We start from the raw sequence: 16,945 nt of genomic DNA, 5'->3' as shown, positions 1-16,945 counted from the left end.
CGCCCCGGGAGCTCAGCCGACATGGAAGCATCCACGCGAACCCCACCCGATCCCCCCCGGGTCCTGGTGGTGGACGACGAAGACGACATCACCGGCGTGCTGGCTGACATCCTCGAGGAGCAGGGCTACGCGGTGGACGTGGCGTCCGACGGGGACGAGGCATGGGAGCGCGCCCAGGAGGATCCGTACGACGTGGTCATCATCGACCTGAAGATGCCCCGGATGGGCGGCCTGGAGCTGCTGCGGGAGATCCGCCGGGCCGAGCATCCGTCCATCGTGATCATGATGACCGGGTTCGCCACGGTGGAGACCGCGATCGAGGCCCTGAAGATCGGGGCGTACGACTACATCCTGAAGCCCTTCAAGGTGGGGGAGCTCCTCCAGGTGGTGGAGCGGGCCATGGAGAAGATCCGGCTCGAGGCCGAGAACCTTCACCTGCGGGAGCAGATCGCCCTTCTGAAGCTGAGCGAGGCGGTCTCGTCGAGCCTGTCTCTGGACGAGGTGCTCCGCATCGTGGTGGAGGCGGCCTGCCGGGAGGTGGGGGCCGACGCCGTGGAGCTGTGGTTCCGGCCGCCCAAGGCCGACGGGTTCACCCGCCGGATCGGGCTGGGGCCGGAGGGCGAGACGCCCGCGCTGCTCGCCGCGCCGGATCGGATCGAGGCCCTGGTCAATGGCCTGCCCCACCTCCGGCTCCAGGGGGAAAGGCTCCAGGAGCTCCTCTCGAACGAGGCCCGGGGCCGGGTCGGCACCCTGCTGGCGGTCCCCCTGCGCCGGGGGGGCCAGACGCTGGGGCTGCTCAACGCTTACTCCCGACGCAAGCGGGATCCGTTCCGGCCCCGGGACGAGAAGGCGCTGGTGGTCCTGGGGGACCGGGCCACGGCCAGCTTGGAGAACGCCCTCCTCTACGCCGACCTGGAGAGCACCTTCCGCGAGACGATCCAGGGCCTGGCACTGGCGCTGGAGACCAAGGACGCCTACACCCACGGCCACTCCGAGAACGTGACCCGGCTGGCCGTGGCCACGGCCCGGCAGATGGGCCTCGACCCGGATTTCTGCGAGACCCTACGACAGGCCGGCCTGCTGCACGACATCGGGAAGATCGGGATCTCGAGCTCCATCCTGAACAAGCCCGGCCGGCTGACGCCGGAGGAGTACGAGATCATCAAGAGCCACCCGGCCATGGGCCGGCGGATCCTGGAGCCGATCTCGTTTCTGCGGGAGGTGGTACCGATCGTGTACCATCACCACGAGCGGTTCGACGGCGAGGGCTACCCCGAGGGCCTGGCCGGCGAGGAGATCCCCCTGGCCTCCCGGGTGATGGCCGTGGCCGACACCTACGATGCCATGACCAGCGACCGGGCCTACCGCCGGGGGCTCAGCCACGACGTGGCCGTGGCCGAACTGGACCGGTGCGCCGGAACCCAGTTCGACCCCGAGTGCGTCAGGGCGTTCCTGGCGGCCCACTCCGAGCCCAACCGAAAGCCGTAGCCCATGGACCTCTGGACCCTGGCCGCGTCGGGCCTGGGCCTGGGCCGGCTCCCCCGGGCGCCCGGCACCTGGGCCACCCTGGGGGCGGTTCCCCTGGTGTGGGCCCTGGGCCGGCTCCCTTGGCCTGCCCAAGTCGGCCTGTTCCTCGCATGCCTGCCGGTGGCCGCGGCCGTGTGCGGCCGGGCGGCACGTCGGGCCGGCGTCCACGACCCGCCCTGGGTGGTGCTGGACGAGGTCATGGGGTACTGGGTGGCCGTGCTGGGCCTCGCTCCGTCCCCGCTCGTGCTTGCGGCCGGCTTTGTGTGCTTCCGGGCCTTTGATATACTCAAGCCCCCCCCGATCCGGTGGTTCGACCGCCGCATCGGGGGGGGATGGGGCATCCTCCTCGACGACGTGGCCGCGGGCCTGGTCACGCGGGCGATCCTGGAGGCCCTGGGCCGCTGGGGCCTTCTCTGAGGCCCGGCGCCCGCGGGTTCCTGCCACGCCCCTCCGAAACGGTTCTTCGGCCCACTGTCGTTGCCAACCTGTGGGAGCCGCGCCGTGCCGTCCGATCTTCCAGAGGTCCGCCTCGGTCGATTCCTGTCCGCCGGCGGGGGCCCGTTGGCGGTGGTCGAGTCCTGTACCGGCGGGCTGATCGCCCACCGCATCACCCGCGTGGCCGGAAGCTCCGCGTACTTCGACCGCGGGCTCGTGGTGTACTCGAACCGGGCGAAAACCGAGCTTCTCGGGGTGCCCGCGGACCTGCTGGAGCTCCAGGGGGCCGTTTCCGAGGCGTGCGCCCGGGCCATGCTCGAGGGGCTGTTCGCCCGGTCCCCGGCCCGGATCGGGGCCGCGGTCACGGGCATCGCCGGCCCCACGGGCGGATCCCCGGAGAAACCCGTGGGCACGGTTTGGGTGGCCTGGGGCCGGCCGGGACGAATCCGGGCCGAGAGGTTGTCGTTGGGAGGGACGAGAACCCAGATCCAGGAACGCGCCGCCGACGAGGTCCTGGAACGGCTCGCGGCCGAGGCGAAGGTATCGTGGAGCGCGAGCGCCTGATCCGGGGGTTCGTGGCCGTGGAGCTCCCCGCCGAGGTGCGGGGGTTCCTCGCGGACCTCGCCGACCGGGTGCGGTCCCGGGGGATCCGGGCCCGATGGGTACACCCCGACCGGATGCACATCACCCTGCGGTTCCTGGGGGAGATCCCGGCTCCCCGGTTCGAGGCGGTACGCGCGGCCCTGGCCCACCCGATCGCGGCCGGAGGGCATCCCGAGCTCGCGCCGGCCGGGATCGGAACGTTCCCCCCGCGGGGTCGGGCCCGCGTGCTTTGGGCGGGGCTGAGGGGCGACACCGCCGTGCTGGGACGGTGCGCCCTGGAGGTGGAGAGCCGGCTGGAAACCGTCGGGTTCCCCAGGGAATCCCGGCCGTTCCGGCCCCACATCACCCTGGCCCGGGCGCGCGGCCCCGGGGGGATCGTCGGCCTCGATCGGATCGGGCCGGAGATCCGTACGGCCCAAGGACCCGGGTTCAGGGTGACCCATCTGACCCTGTTCGAGAGCCGCCTGCACCCCCAGGGCCCCGAATACCTGCCCCGGGTCACGGTCCCCCTCGTCCCTTGCCCCTGACCGGGCCAGGGAGGGCGACAGCGACGAAAGTTGCCATCCATCGGATACGCATCCGGGGGTGGGGCAAGGAACCTGCTTCCGCCATGCCGCACGTGCCGCATGGTCGCCGTGTCCGACGCTTCAGCAGGCCCCGTAGGCTCCGAGGTCTCCGCCTAGGCCTGGGGACCACGGTTTTCGACCGACGACCAACGACCAACGACCAACGACCAACGACCAACGACCAACGACCAACGACCAACGACCGAATTTATATAAGGAGGAGACGATGTCAACGGAACGCCGGCAGGCCGTGGAGCTTGCCATCGGACAGATCGAGAAGCAGTTCGGAAAGGGGGCCATCATGCGGCTGGGCGAGGCAGGGCCCGCCCGCGGCATCGATGCGATCCCGTCCGGAGCGCTTTCCCTCGACGTGGCGTTGGGCGTGGGCGGCTACCCCCGCGGCCGGGTGGTGGAGATCTTCGGGCCGGAGTCGTCCGGGAAGACGACCCTGGCGCTCCACGCCGTGGCCGAGGCCCAACGCCAGGGGGGCATCGCCGCGTTCATCGACGCCGAGCACGCCCTGGACGTGGGCTACGCCCGCCGGCTCGGCGTGAACGTGGACGACCTGCTGGTGAGCCAGCCCGACACCGGCGAGCAGGCGCTCGAGATCACCGAGCTGCTGGTGCGCTCGAACGCCGTGGACGTGGTGGTGGTGGACTCGGTGGCGGCCCTGGTGCCCCGGGCCGAGATCGAGGGGGAGATGGGGGACAGCCACGTGGGTCTGCAGGCCCGGCTCATGAGCCAGGCCCTGCGCAAGCTCACGGCCACCATCTCCAAGACCCGGACGCTCGTGATCTTCATCAACCAGATCCGGATGAAGATCGGGGTGATGTTCGGCAACCCCGAGACCACCACCGGCGGCAACGCGCTGAAGTTCTACTCGTCGGTGCGGCTCGACGTGCGGCGGGTGGGGGCCATCAAGGACGCCGACCAGGTGGTAGGCAACCGGACCCGGGTCACGGTGGTCAAGAACAAGGTGGCGCCCCCGTTCCGGAGGGCCGAGTTCGACATCCTCTACAACGAGGGCGTGAGCCGCACGGGCGACCTGCTGGACCTGGCCGTGGATCAGGGGGTGGTGGACAAGCGGGGGGCCTGGTACACCTACGGCGAGACCCGGATCGGTCAGGGCCGGGAGAACGTCCGGCGGTTCCTGAAGGAGAACCCCGACATCCTGGCCGAGATCGAGCGGGCCGTTCGGGAGAAACTGGATCTCCCCACCCCGGACGAAACGCCTGCCGAGGCGTGAGGGGCGCCCCATGGACCTCAACCGCGTGCTGGAAGTGGCTGTGCGGGCCCGTGCCTCGGACATCCACCTGAAGGCCGGCCTTCCCCCCATCTTCCGCAAGGACAGTCAGCTCTATCCCTACAAGGAGGCCGGCCGCCTCGCGCCCGAGGTGCTCCACAAGCTCGCCTTCGACATCATGACCCCGGCCCAGCGGGAGACCTTCGAGCACCGGCACGAGGTGGACATGGGGTACGGCGTTCCGGGCCTGGGACGGTTCCGGGTGAACGTGTTCCAGCAACGGGGCACCGTGGGCATGGTGTTCCGGGTGATCCCCACCGAGATCCGGTCGATCCGGGACCTCCTGCTGCCCAAGGCCGTGGAGGAGCTGGCCATGGAGCCCCGGGGGCTGATCCTGGTAACCGGAACCACCGGCTCGGGCAAGTCCACCACCCTGGCCTCGATGATCGACTACATCAACCAGAAGAAGACCTGCCACATCATCACCATCGAGGATCCCATCGAGTTCCTCCACCGCGACAAGAAGTCGATCATCAACCAGCGGGAGGTGGGGTTCGATACCCTGAGCTTCGCCGGCGCCCTCAAGAGCGCCCTGCGTCAGGATCCGGACGTGGTGCTGGTGGGGGAGATGCGGGACTTCGAGACCATCGAGACGGCCCTGGTGGCGGCCGAGACCGGGCACCTGGTGCTCTCCACCCTCCACACCGTGGACGCGGCCGAGACGATCCACCGGATCATCTCGGTATTTCCCCCGTACCAGCAGAAGCAGGTGAGATTGCAGCTCGCCAGCATCCTCAAGGGCGTGATCAGCCAGCGGCTCGTGACCCGGGCCGACGGAAAGGGCCGGGTGCCGGCCGTGGAGGTGCTGGTCTCCACCGCCCGGGTGCGCGAGTGCATCGAAATCCCGGAGAAGACCAAGGAGATCCGCACCGCCATCGCGGAGGGGTTCACCACCTACGGCATGCAGACCTTCGACCAGTCGCTGATGGGGCTTCTCAAGAAGAACCTCATCACGTATAAGGAGGCGCTGCGCCAGTCCTCGAACCCGGACGACTTCGCCCTGAAGATGTCGGGCATCCAGTCCACCAGCGACGCCCGGTGGGGCGGGGCCGACGAGGGGCAGGAAAACGGCGGGATGAAGATCGAGCGGTTTTAAGCGGCTGGAAAGCTGGAAGTTACATGGAAGCCCCTTCAGGCCCTGTACAGGGCCGGGCAGTAGGGAGGGCAACTTCTCCCTGGTCTGGACGTTGCCGGCGGCGGGGCAGGGGGCCTGTTTCCGGCCGTGCGTGAGTGCAGCATCCGACTTACGCTGCATCCGGCGCCCAGCCCGGGTTGCAAAGATTCGGTGGCGGATCGATCGACGAGAACGTTTTCAGGGGTCCTGGGGGAAGCGAGCATCGGCTGAGCACCGGATGCAGCGACTGTCAGAGCCACGCCCGGCGCTCCAACAGGCCCCCTGCCCCCCGAGACCGTGAGGTGACGCCAAAGAGGAGTGGTCATGCTTGGAACGCTGGGAGATCACGAAGGTTTGCAAGCCTTCTAGCCTCCCAGCTTCCTAGCCTTCTAGCAGGCCGGAGGCCCCAAGTTACACGGAAGCCCGCCCTCCGAGGAAACGGGCCTATTCTGTCGCCGGGGCAATGACGTGAACCAGAATCCAACGACTCAACGACCAATACCCGAGGCTCCCCCATGACCGGAAACGAGATCCGCAAAGCGTTCCTCGACTACTTCGCCTCCAAGGGCCACCGGGTGGTGGAGAGCTCCCCCTTGGTGCCCCAGAACGACCCCACGCTGCTGTTTACCAACGCGGGCATGGTCCAGTTCAAGGACGTGTTCACCGGCCAGGAGCGGCGCGAGTACCGCCGGGCTACCACGTGCCAGAAGTGTCTGCGGGTGTCGGGCAAGCACAACGACCTGGAGAACGTGGGCCGCACGGCCCGGCACCACACGTTCTTCGAGATGCTGGGGAATTTCTCGTTCGGCGACTACTTCAAGCGCGACGCGATCCGGTTCGCCTGGGAGTTCCTGACCGAGCGCATGGGGCTCGACCCGGACCGCCTGTGGGTGACCATCTACGAGGAGGACGACGAGGCCCGGGACCTGTGGCTGGCCGAGACCCCGGTGCCGGCCGACCGGATCGTCCGGTGCGGGGCCAAGGACAACTTCTGGGCCATGGGCGACACCGGCCCCTGCGGGCCGTGCAGCGAGATCCACTTCGACCAGGGGCCCGGCATCTACCCCTGCCCTGACCCGGACCGGTGCGGGCCCGAGTGCGACTGCGATCGGTTCCTGGAGCTGTGGAACCTGGTGTTCATGCAGTTCGAGCGCTCGGCCGACGGCACCATGACCCCGCTGCCCAAACCGTCCATCGACACCGGCATGGGCCTGGAGCGGGTCACGGCCGTGGTTCAGAAGGTGCACTCCAACTACGACACGGACCTGTTCCGGCCCATCATCGAGTTCACGGCCGACCTGGCCGGGGTTCGCTACGGCCAGGGCGAAGAGAGCGACGTGAGTCTCCGGGTGGTGGCCGATCACATCCGGGCCACCACCTTCCTGATCGCCGACGGCGTGCTGCCTTCCAACGAGGGTCGGGGGTACGTGCTGCGCCGGATCATGCGCCGGGCCATGCGCCACGGCCGGATGCTGGGGTTCGAGGACCCGTTCTTCCACCGGGTGTCCGGCGTGGTGATCGACCAGATGGAGGGGGCCTACCCGGAGCTTTCGGACAAACGGGAGTACATCGCCAAGGTGATCCTCCACGAGGAGGAGCGGTTCTCCCGCACCCTGGACCGGGGCCTCCAGATCCTGGAGGAGGAGGTGGCCCGGCTCGAGGAGCGGGGGGAGAAGGTGATCCCCGGTGACGTAGTGTTCCGGCTGTACGACACCTACGGATTCCCCGTGGACCTCACCGAGGACATCGTGCGAGACCGGGGATTCACCCTGGACGAGGCCGGGTTCGAGGCCGAGATGGAGGCCCAGCGGGAGAAGGCCCGGGCCGCGTGGAAGGGGTCGGGCGAGGAGGCCGTGGCCGAGGTGTACCGGGAGCTGCGGGCCTCGGGTGTGTCGTGCCGGTTCGTGGGGTACGAGCGGCTCGAGGCCCACACCGTGGTGTCGGCGCTGGTGCGGGACGGCCAGAGGGCGGCCGAGGCCCGGGAGGGCGACGCCGTGGAGCTGGTGCTCGCGGAAACCCCCTTCTACGGCGAGAGCGGCGGCCAGGTGGGCGATACCGGCAGCGTGGAGGGCGAGGGGTTCCGCGTGAGGGTCGAGAGCGCCACGAAACCCTTTCCCGACCTGATCGTGCTCCACGGCACGGTGGTCCGGGGGGGGGTGCGGGAGGGGGACCGGGCCGTCGGCCGGGTGGAGGCTGGGGCCCGGTTCGCCACGGCCCAGAACCACTCGGCCACCCACCTGCTGCACGCAGCCCTGCGCCAGGTGCTCGGGGACCACGTGAAGCAGGCCGGGTCGCTGGTCGCGCCGGACCGGCTCCGGTTCGACTTCACCCACTTCGCGCCGATGACCCCCGAGGAGATCCGCGAGGTGGAGCGCCGGGTAAACCGCTGGGTCCAGGCCAACCACCCTGTGATCGTGGCCGAGGAGTCGTTCGAAGAGGCCCGGCGTCAGGGGGTGACCGCGCTGTTCGGCGAGAAGTACGGCGACGTGGTGCGGGTGGTGCGCATGGGCGAGGTGTCGGCCGAGCTGTGCGGGGGCACCCACGCCTCGCGCACCGGGGACATCGGGCTCTTCAAGATCCTGTCCGAGGGCGGCGTGGCGGCCGGCGTGCGCCGGATCGAGGCGGCCACGGGCGACCGGGCCCTGGAGTGGGCCTTCGGGGTGGAGGACGCCCTGCGCGAGGCCGCGGGCCTGCTGCGGTCCAAGCCGGAGGAGGTACCGGACAAGGTGCGCCGCACCCTGGAGCGGACCAAGGAGCTCGAGCGGGAGATCTCGTCGCTCCGCAGCCAGATGGCGGGGGGCGCTGCCCGGGACGTGCTCGGCCAGGCCCGGGAGGTGGACGGCGTCAAGGTGCTGGCCACTCGGGTGCCGGCCGCCGACCCCAAGGCCCTGCGGGAGTTCGCCGACGGCCTCCGGGACCGGCTCCGCTCGGGCATCGTCGTGCTCGGGGCCGAGGCCGGAGGGAAGGCCCTCCTCCTCGTGGCCGTGACCAAAGATCTCACGAAGCGGGTCCGCGCCGGGGACCTTATCCGGCCCCTGGCGGCGAAGGTGGGCGGCCGGGGCGGGGGCAAGCCCGAGCTGGCCCAGGCCGGGGGGCCCGACCCCTCGGGACTGGACAACGCTTTGGAGGCGGCTTATGAAGAAGCCGCCAGGCTCCTGGGCGCCTGACCTTCGAACCCAGGTTCCCGTTTGACAACTTCGGGGAGCTGGGGCAGGTTGAACCCAGAGGCGGCGGGTGGGGGCTGGAAGCCTCCCAGCCTGCCCAGCCTTCTAGCCTTCCAGCTTTCTAGCCTTTCCGCCGAGAGGAGACCGCCATGCTCGACATGCTTCGGAAAGCCACCCTGGCCGGGATCGGCATGCTCACCCTCACCGAGGAGCGGGCCCGCAAGCTCGTGGACGAGCTGGTGGAGCAGGGCCGGATGAGCCAGGAGGAGGGGGAGAGCATCGTCAAGGAGATCCTGACCAAGGCCGAGGCCTCCCGGGAGGAGTGGGAGGCCCGGATCCGGGACCTGATCCAGGAGGCGTTTCGCAAGATGGACCTGGTGCCCCGCAAGGACCTGGAGCTCGTGGAGGAGCAGCTCCGGGCCCTGGAGCGCCGGGTGGCCGACCTGGAGCGGCGCGAGCGCGACCGGGAGGAGGAGGTGCCCACCATGTGAGGCGCCGGCACAAGAGCGGGGCGCGTGGGGCCGGCCGTCGAAGCGGCCGGCCCCTTTACTTTGTCCCTTCCCTCCCGTACCCTACGCGGTCCCCCATCCCACCCGAAGAGAGGCCCCATGGAGCTTCCCCACGCCGTGGCCCGCGAGGCCGCGCGGCGACGCACGTTCGCGATCATCTCCCACCCCGACGCCGGCAAGACCACCCTCACCGAGAAGTTCCTTCTCTACGGCGGCGCCATCCACCTGGCCGGGGCCGTCAAGGCCCGGCGGGCGGCCCGGCACGCCACCTCGGACTGGATGGAGCTGGAGAAGAAGCGAGGTATCTCGGTCACCTCGAGCGTGCTCCAGTTCGAGTACGCCGGCTACCGGGTGAACCTGCTCGACACCCCTGGCCACCAGGACTTCTCCGAGGACACCTACCGCACCCTCACGGCGGCCGACTCGGCCGTGATGCTGATCGACTGCGCCAAGGGGGTGGAGGCCCAGACCCGCAAGCTGTTCCAGGTGTGCCGGATGCGCGGCATCCCCATCTTCACCTTCGTGAACAAGCTCGACCGGGAGGGCCGGCCGCCCCTGGACCTGCTGACCGAGATCGAGGACGTGCTGGGCATCGCCGCCTGTCCGGTGACCTGGCCCCTGGGCATGGGCAAGCGGTTCCGGGGCGTGTACGACCTGCGGGCCCGCAAGGTCCTGCTGTTCGAGGGTGGCGACCATGGCCAGCGCCGCACCGAGGCCCGGGTGACCGGGGCCGACGACCCGGCCATCGCAGACCTGCTGGACCCCCACGACCTGGCCGCGTTCCGCGAGGAGGTGGAGCTCTTGGAGGGCGCCGGTGAGGAGCTCGACCTGGACCGGGTGCGGGCCGGCCGGCTCACGCCGGTGTACTTCGGCAGCGCGGTCACGAACTTCGGGGTGGAGCCGTTCCTGCGGGACTTCCTGGAGATGGCCCCGCCGCCGGGCCCCCGGGAGTCCACGGCCGGGCCGGTGGGTCCCGACGAGGAAAGGTTCTCCGGCTTCGTCTTCAAGATCCAGGCGAACATGGACCCCCAGCACCGGGACCGGGTGGCGTTCGTGCGGGTGGTGTCGGGCCGGTTCCGGCGGGGCATGAAGGTGCGCCACCCCCGGCTGGGCCGGGACGTGGCCCTGGCCCTCCCGCTCCAGTTCCTGGCCCAGGAGAGGGTGGTGATCGACGAGGCGTTCCCCGGGGACGTGGTGGGCATCCACGACCGGGGCACCCTGCACATCGGCGACACCCTGAGCGAGATCCCGGGCTTGCGGTTCGGAGGGGTGCCCCACTTCTCCCCGGAGCACTTCGCCCGGGTGCGGGGGAAGAACGCACTGAAGTCCAAGCAGCTCAACAAGGGGCTGGAGCAGCTCGCCCAGGAGGGGGCGATCCAGGTGTTTCGGCACCCCAGGGGCGACAAGGACCCGATCGTGGGGGCCGTGGGCGTGCTCCAGTTCGACGTGCTCCGGTACCGGTTGGAGGCGGAGTACGGGGTCACGGTCACCCTGGAGCCGATGCCGTTCCAGGTGGCCCGGTGGGTGGAGGGCGACGGGCTCGACCCGGCCGCCGTCGATCGGGACCCCAGCACCCTGTGGTGCGAGGACCGGCAGGGCCGACCCGTGATCCTGTTCAAGAGCGCCTGGGCCTTCGAGTGGCTGGCCGAACGGGCCGAAGGGGTCGCCTTCCGGGAAACGGCGTGAGATAGGCGGGAAGGCTAGTAGGCTAGAAGGCTAGGAAGCCGGAAAACCCAAATCCGCGACCGGCGACCGAAGTCAACCCATCCCCATTTCCCGCTCCAGAGCCTGGATCTCGGCCTCGAGCCTGCGACGCTCGTCGTCCGTGAGCCCGGGGTCCTCGAGTCGGCGCTTGAGCCCCAGGAGCCGCATCTCCTGGCGGTAGTCGTTGCAGGTGTAGGTACGCTGGGGCGACGGCTTCACGCTGACCTCATACGTTCAAAGTCTTCGGCACCTTGAACCAGAAGGATCTCTGTTTGAACGCAACTCGGTATCACTAGGGTTCCTGAAGCAGCCGGTCCACGGCCCGGGCCACCTCGGGCGCCTCCCAGTCGAACGGCCCGATCACCGAGTGCCGGATCACGCCCTTCTTGTCGATCAGGTGGGTCTCGGGCACCCCGGTGGCCCGGTACAGGCCGTACACCAGCTTGTCCCGGTCCATGAGCACCGGGAACGCCACGGCCTGGCGCATCACCATGGCCCGGACCGCGGCCGGGTCCCGGTCCTCCGACACGGCCAGGATCTCCACCCCCTTGTCCTTGTACCGCCGGTAAAACCGCACCATGGAGGGGATCTCCTGCCGGCACGGAGGGCACCAGGTGGCCCACAGGTTCACGAACACCACCTTGCCCCTCAGGTCCGACAGCCGCCAGGTCGTCCCGTCGAGCCCGACGAGCTCGAAATCGGGGGCAGGCCGCCCCTTCTCGGCCTTGGCCGGGGCCTTCTCTCCGGAACATCCCAGTCCTACCGCCAGGGGCAAGGCGACGAGCATCCACAGGAGCACACGCAAGCCGCGCACCACGATGACACTCCGCTCAACCCTCCGGAATCCGCCGGCAGGGTATCCTACGCGAGACCCCGCCGCGGGGTCCAGGGCTGGCCCTTTGCCCCTCCGAGCTGGGAGGGGTAGCGCCTGTTTGTCCGTCGGGTCCACAAACGGAGGCCAGCGCCTCCTATTACTCCGGCGGCCAAACAGACGCGCTCTGGGGCAAGGGGCCTGGTGGAGCGCCGGGCGTGGCTCCGACAGTCGCTGCCCCCGGCACTCAGCCGATACCCGCCCTGCCGGTGACCCGAAATGCATTGCCAACGTTCGCTTTCCTACCGTTCCTGGGACACTCGGGCTGAGTGTCGGGGGCAGCGTGAGTCGGTTGCTGCACTCACGCACGGCCGGAACCAGGCCCCTTGCCCCGCCGGATCAGGGGGCTGATCACCTTGAACGCAATTTGGTATGAAACGCGCCAACGTTGTCGCCGGTTCAGAGAAACCCCGAATTGCCCCGAGGACGAAATCGGGTATAGTTGCCGGACACGGCCCGTGCTCGCGGGCCCCTTCGGACCTTGGGACCGGGACCGGTCCCTCCCCTGACAGGAGACGATCCATGAGAAGCCGATTCATCGCGGCAGCGGCCCTGATCCCCCTGGCCCTCGGGGCGTGCGCCACCGGCGGCCAGAACCGACGTTCCGGCAACGCCCACATGCGCATCGAGGACTCGGTCGCGAGCAACATCCCCCTCGACTGGTACACCCTCGAAGACGCCATGCGGCTGGCGCGGGAGCAGAAGAAGCCCATCATCGTGGACTTCTACTTCCCGGAAGGGTGCAGCCGGTGCGAGGGCCTGGCCACCAAGATGTACACCGACCCCGAGGTGGCCGACATCATCAAGAATCGGTTCCTCCTGGTCCGGATCAACCTGAACGAGAACATGACCAAGGAGGAGATCGCCTTGGGCCGGAAGTTCGACTACAACTACAACTGCCTGATGATCTTCCTGGACTACCGGGGCGAGGTGATCCAGGACCTCTCGGGGAACCGCATGTGCTTCCCGGACTACATCGATCCCGCCTGGATGAAGAAGTACCTGGCTCGGGCGCTGGAGGCCAACGCCGAGGTGGCGAGGTGAGGGGGGGAAGCGCCCTTCGGCCGCTGCGCGACCCTAACAACGGAGAAGGGTAACGTGCGTTGGTCCGGGGCCGTTGCCGGCGGCGGGGCATGGGTTTCAGGAACCGGAATTCAGCGGACAGGAGACAGGGAAGGAACGACAGGCTTGGTCCAGCGTCTGACGGCGTGCGGTCACAACCTGTCCACTGAAATCTGTCTTCTGCCTCCTGATTCGCAGACCCCATGCCCCCCGAGCGTTGGCGCGGTTCGAGAGCCGCCTGGCCGCCTAGCTGCCTAGCGGGCCGAAGGCCCGAAGTTCCATGGAAGCTAGTGGTCCAGCTCCACCGGCTTGCCCCACGACTCCACCGTGCGACGGGCCCACTCGGGCCCCTTGTCGGCGTGGCACTTGACGCAGGCCTTCTCGATCTGCGGGTCGTAGCACTTCTCCTTGTGCACGAGGAAGTAGCCGTACGAGTGGATGTCCTGGGTGCCCGGGTTCATGATCTCCTTCGTCTGCTGCACGTGGCAGTCGAAGCACATCAACCCGACGCTCGCGGGGTGGCGCGTGTGCTCGGCGTACTTGTTCTTGAACCCGTGGCACCCGAAGCAGAACTCCAGCATCGAGTCCACCTTCTCCTGGTCCCGCTCCTCGGCCACGCCGGGAATCCCGCACACGTCGCACTTGAGCTGGGCGCCTTCCTCGCGCTTCTTCTTCCATTTGGCGAACATCCGTAGGACCGCCTGGGTGTTCGTCTCCTCGGGCTCCTTGCCGTTGGGCACGTAGTGCTCGCCCAGATCGTCCCCGGGCATGAAGCCCACCGGGAAGTAGTACGTCTTGGACGGGTCGGTCCCCCGCACGTGGCAGGCCGCACAGATCATGTCCCGCCGCTCGTCCGAGAGCTTCTTCGGGTTCACGATCGGCCCGGCCCCCTCGGCCTCGGCGTGGGCCCGGCCGGGGCCGTGGCACGCCTCGCATCCGATCCGGGGCTCCACCGCCTTCCCCCGGGCCGGATCGAACCCGGTCACGTGGCACCCCTTGCAGTACTTCCCGTACGGCATCTTCCGCCACGACCACACGTTGTACGCCTGCCACTTCTGGGACTGCACGCTCCACAGCTTGGGCAACACGTAGTAGTCGTCGCCGATCTTCTTCATGTACCGCTGCTGCCAGTGCCCGCCGATGGTGAACTCCACGTCCTCGAGCGTGAACCCCAGGTTCGGCACGGAGAAGTCGCCGAGCACCGCCTCCGGGTTCTTCTTGGCGTCCTGCACCACCGTGGCGTGGAACGTCTTGCTCCACCCCTGGTACTTCTCGGGATGGCACCCTCGGCACCGCTCGCTGCCCACGTACAGGGCCGGGTCCAGCACCGCGGCGCCGGCCATCCCCCCCAACCAGACGAAGACGAACACCCAAAGCGAAAGAAACGCCCCCTTCACGACCGCACCTCCTGGCGTGGGGAACTCAACGAGACCCCCCCCGCGCGGACCCTGCCCGGGGCTCCTTGCGGGGAGGGGCCGCGGCCTCGTCCAACAGCAACAGGATCTTGTCGGCGGACTTGGCCCCTGGGATCACCCGGCCGTCCGGGAACACCAGGGTGGGAGTGGAGCGCACGCCGATGCTCCGACCGAACTCCAGGTTCTTCTCGATCTGGTCCGTCTCGCAGTCGGGCGGGGGGATCTCCCTGCCCTCCATCGCCCGGTCCAAGAGCTCCAGGGATCGCGTGCACACGATGGTCTTCGCCTTCTCGCGGCTCGTCTTCTTGATCGGAAACATCTTCACGTAGAAGGCCACCCCGGGCCGCCGCTCCACCACCTTCCGGAGCTCGGGATGCAGCTTCCGGCAGTACGGGCAGTCCGGGTCGGTGAACACGACGATCTTCTTTTCGGCCGCCGGATCCCCGATCACAAGGGCGTCGTCCAGGGGAATCCGCGAGGGGTCGATCCGGTTCAGATCGATCATCCTCCGCCGCGTCAGGTTCTCACGGGTCGCCACCTCCAGCACGTTGCCCGTGATCACGTAACGCTTGGAGAAGTCGATGTACACGGGCCCCCGCCGCCCCCTCTGGTCCTCCACGTCCACCACCCACAACCCGGGCACATCGCTGAACTCCACCGAGAGCACCTCGTGCACCAGCCCCTTCAGGATGTTCTCGGCCTCGTTCTTGGAGAGGCTGTGGCACGACCGGCAGTCGCCGGCGCCGCACCCGTCCTTTACGAACGCCGAAGCCGGGGCTGCAACCCCGGCCGTCAGCACGACGAGAGCAAGAAACGTGGTCGATCGCATCTCGACTCCTTCTTCGTCCGACACCGGCAGCAGGCCCCGCCCCGGCCTCGGACGTCGATTCGCAAGTTGTCAACCCGCCACTCCATGGGTGTCGGGTACCGCAAGAAAGCATATGCCGCGGGGGGGATCAGCGAATTTACGGAGCACGACATTAAGGCCCCACACCCACCGAGGCTTCGGATAAAGCCAGCTCTCCTGTCCTGTGCCGACTGGCGAATCTCAAGCCCGCCCCCGCGCCCGGCCGGAACCAGGCCCCCACCCCGCACCCTGGCAATGCCTTTGAAGAGGCAATCGCGGAAACCGAGCTTTGCTGCCCTGTCCGGGGGTCACCCGACCCCTATGCAGCTCAGTCAGAGGAGCTGACCGTTGAACAGGGTCTCCCCCCACTCCCCCCGGGCCACGCCGAGGTAGAGGCTGGTCGCCACCAGGGCGAGCCCCAGCACCCACATCAACCGGGGCCAACGGGGTTTCCACCAGCCGGTGCCGACCGTGACCAGCAGCACGATGGCCGCGAGCAGGGGCACGAAGGTCCAAGTAGCCGCCAACTCCCAGAACTCGAGCCAGTTCTCCATTGCCCTTCCTCCTGCGCCCCCGGTCACTCGGCCAGCCCCAGGGCCTTGCGCACCTGGGCCTCGATCTCCTTCTCGTCGCCGGGGGAGTACCCCACGTGGTAGTACAGAACCTTGCCCTCCCGGTCGATCACCACGGTGGTGGGCAGCACGCTCACCCCGTAGCGCCCGCCCGCCTCCCGCCGCTTGTCGATCACGATCGGAAACGTGATCTCGTACTTGAGCCCCCGCACGAACCGCAGGACCCGCTTGGCCCCGAAGCTGTCCAGGTTCACGCTGACGGCCACGAGCCCCTGGTCCTTGTACCGCTCGTAGATGTCCAGCAGGCTCGGCATCTCCTTGAGGCACGCCACGCAGTAGATCGACCAGAAGTCGAGCAGGATCGGGTTCTTGCCCAGGTAGGTCCCCAGGTCGAAGGTGCCCCCCCGCAGCAGCGGTGCCGCGAACCGGGGAGCCTCGCTGCCGGGTTGCGGCCGCTTGGACACCCCGAACAACGCCCACGAGGGCCCGGCGAGCAGCAGCAGGCACACCAGAACGCCCAGGATCCGCCACCCCGGCCTGCGGGGCAAGGGCCCCCTGAAACGCCCGACTCCGACCCTAGTTTCCCGCAACCGATTTCTGCACTTGTGTTCCCGCATTCCCACGATCCTGTAGACCGCTTGGGCCGACCCGTTGCTGAACGTCCACGGAGAGGGGCTCCCTCAGCGGCGCAAAGGCGGACGGACCCCGGTCCCGAGCATTTCTGCCGACGTCCGGAAGAGACCATGCACCCCGCGTGCCCACCGCCCCGGCGGGGGAGGCACGCCCCGTGCAAGGCATGGGGTTCAAACGACGACGATGGGGATCGGAGAGGGGACGTCCCCGACGCCGCTGTCCGGCGGGGATGAATCGGCGCAACGGGGCAGGAGCCTCAGGTCCAGGGTCACGGCCGCGCCCGGATCGGGCAGGGGCAAGGAGGCGCAGTAGTGGCAAACCGGGCAGGCGGCAGGGCCGTCCGGGGACAGCGGTTCCCCCCCCACACCGGACGGGGCCGCGAAAACCGTGGCGGACGGGGCCCCATCGGCCGACCCAACCGGGTCCCCCAGAACCGCAGGCCCGTGCAGCAGAAGGATCCCCGCCACCAGCCATGCGATCCAGACCCACCGTGTCGCAACGGTTCTCGCCACCTCGGCCCTCCGCAGGGTGAACGGACCCGGCTACCGTAGGGAACCCTCTCGCGGCTGTCAAGTACCCGCCCCCCGACCACCGGGTGGCGCCGGAACCTCGACACGCCC

17 protein-coding genes are annotated in these 16,945 nt (G+C 68.8%); 10 read left to right on the top strand and 7 right to left on the bottom strand.

Annotated features, from left to right (window positions below; genetic code table 11):
* The first annotated feature begins 21 nt into the window (after positions 1-21).
* The 9 genes from DEFCA_RS0115895 (at position 22) to DEFCA_RS0115855 (ending at position 10,907) form a co-directional block, all read left to right on the top strand.
* Positions 22-1,488, top strand: coding sequence for an HD domain-containing phosphohydrolase (locus tag DEFCA_RS0115895; protein WP_025323994.1), 1,467 nt, complete (start codon positions 22-24; stop codon positions 1,486-1,488).
* A gap of 3 nt (positions 1,489-1,491) precedes the next feature.
* Entirely contained in the window at positions 1,492-1,944 is a 453-nt protein-coding gene (locus DEFCA_RS0115890) for a phosphatidylglycerophosphatase A family protein (protein ID WP_025323993.1), read from the top strand.
* 84 nt (positions 1,945-2,028) lie between these two features.
* Entirely contained in the window at positions 2,029-2,526 is a 498-nt protein-coding gene (locus tag DEFCA_RS0115885) for a CinA family protein (protein WP_025323992.1), read from the top strand.
* Positions 2,508-3,092: an RNA 2',3'-cyclic phosphodiesterase gene (gene thpR, locus DEFCA_RS0115880; RefSeq protein ID WP_025323991.1), complete on the top strand. Its 585-nt coding sequence runs from the start codon at positions 2,508-2,510 to the stop codon at positions 3,090-3,092. The genes DEFCA_RS0115885 and thpR overlap by 19 nt, the downstream gene beginning before the upstream one ends.
* A gap of 265 nt (positions 3,093-3,357) precedes the next feature.
* Entirely contained in the window at positions 3,358-4,377 is a 1,020-nt protein-coding gene (gene recA, locus DEFCA_RS0115875; RefSeq protein ID WP_025323990.1) for a recombinase RecA, read from the top strand.
* 10 nt (positions 4,378-4,387) lie between these two features.
* Complete coding sequence (locus DEFCA_RS0115870) at positions 4,388-5,530, top strand: type IV pilus twitching motility protein PilT (protein WP_025323989.1); 1,143 nt, start codon at positions 4,388-4,390, stop codon at positions 5,528-5,530.
* Positions 5,531-6,063: 533 nt separating this feature from the next.
* On the top strand, positions 6,064-8,715 hold the full coding sequence (gene alaS / locus DEFCA_RS0115865; protein ID WP_025323988.1) for an alanine--tRNA ligase: 2,652 nt from the start codon (positions 6,064-6,066) through the stop codon (positions 8,713-8,715).
* A gap of 146 nt (positions 8,716-8,861) precedes the next feature.
* On the top strand, positions 8,862-9,203 hold the full coding sequence (locus DEFCA_RS0115860; RefSeq protein ID WP_025323987.1) for a phasin family protein: 342 nt from the start codon (positions 8,862-8,864) through the stop codon (positions 9,201-9,203).
* Between the two features lie 117 nt (positions 9,204-9,320).
* The gene (locus DEFCA_RS0115855) at positions 9,321-10,907 is read left to right on the top strand and encodes a peptide chain release factor 3 (RefSeq protein WP_025323986.1); all 1,587 of its coding nucleotides are present in this window, start codon (positions 9,321-9,323) and stop codon (positions 10,905-10,907) included.
* 72 nt (positions 10,908-10,979) lie between these two features.
* On the opposite strand, the gene DEFCA_RS22435 is transcribed toward DEFCA_RS0115855, so the two are convergent.
* Together DEFCA_RS22435 and DEFCA_RS22430 are read right to left on the bottom strand one after the other, a co-directional pair.
* Positions 10,980-11,144: a hypothetical protein gene (locus tag DEFCA_RS22435; protein ID WP_169709379.1), complete on the bottom strand. Its 165-nt coding sequence runs from the start codon at positions 11,142-11,144 to the stop codon at positions 10,980-10,982.
* A 73-nt stretch (positions 11,145-11,217) separates the two neighbouring features.
* The gene (locus tag DEFCA_RS22430; RefSeq protein WP_245693495.1) at positions 11,218-11,739 is read right to left on the bottom strand and encodes a peroxiredoxin family protein; all 522 of its coding nucleotides are present in this window, start codon (positions 11,737-11,739) and stop codon (positions 11,218-11,220) included.
* 579 nt (positions 11,740-12,318) lie between these two features.
* Between DEFCA_RS22430 and DEFCA_RS0115840 the strand changes: the two genes are divergently transcribed.
* Positions 12,319-12,840: a thioredoxin family protein gene (locus DEFCA_RS0115840; RefSeq protein WP_025323984.1), complete on the top strand. Its 522-nt coding sequence runs from the start codon at positions 12,319-12,321 to the stop codon at positions 12,838-12,840.
* 305 nt (positions 12,841-13,145) lie between these two features.
* Here DEFCA_RS0115840 and DEFCA_RS0115835 read toward each other — a convergent pair whose 3' ends face one another.
* The 5 genes from DEFCA_RS0115835 to DEFCA_RS0115815 all read right to left on the bottom strand — a co-directional run bounded on the left by DEFCA_RS0115835 (position 13,146) and on the right by DEFCA_RS0115815 (position 16,837).
* The gene (locus DEFCA_RS0115835; RefSeq protein WP_025323983.1) at positions 13,146-14,255 is read right to left on the bottom strand and encodes a multiheme c-type cytochrome; all 1,110 of its coding nucleotides are present in this window, start codon (positions 14,253-14,255) and stop codon (positions 13,146-13,148) included.
* Between the two features lie 25 nt (positions 14,256-14,280).
* Positions 14,281-15,102 (bottom strand): DsbC family protein, encoded by an 822-nt coding sequence (locus DEFCA_RS0115830; RefSeq protein WP_025323982.1) that lies wholly within the window; start codon positions 15,100-15,102, stop codon positions 14,281-14,283.
* A gap of 350 nt (positions 15,103-15,452) precedes the next feature.
* Positions 15,453-15,674: a hypothetical protein gene (locus DEFCA_RS0115825; RefSeq protein WP_025323981.1), complete on the bottom strand. Its 222-nt coding sequence runs from the start codon at positions 15,672-15,674 to the stop codon at positions 15,453-15,455.
* A 23-nt stretch (positions 15,675-15,697) separates the two neighbouring features.
* On the bottom strand, positions 15,698-16,240 hold the full coding sequence (locus DEFCA_RS0115820; RefSeq protein WP_025323980.1) for a TlpA disulfide reductase family protein: 543 nt from the start codon (positions 16,238-16,240) through the stop codon (positions 15,698-15,700).
* Positions 16,241-16,495: 255 nt separating this feature from the next.
* Complete coding sequence (locus tag DEFCA_RS0115815) at positions 16,496-16,837, bottom strand: hypothetical protein (RefSeq protein ID WP_025323979.1); 342 nt, start codon at positions 16,835-16,837, stop codon at positions 16,496-16,498.
* Between the last annotated feature and the right edge of the window lie 108 nt (positions 16,838-16,945).

Source organism: Deferrisoma camini S3R1 (assembly GCF_000526155.1).
Lineage (GTDB): Bacteria > Desulfobacterota > Deferrisomatia > Deferrisomatales > Deferrisomataceae > Deferrisoma > Deferrisoma camini.
The sequence above is the reverse complement of the archived record's forward strand: the minus strand, read 5'-3'. Positions and strand labels throughout refer to the sequence as shown.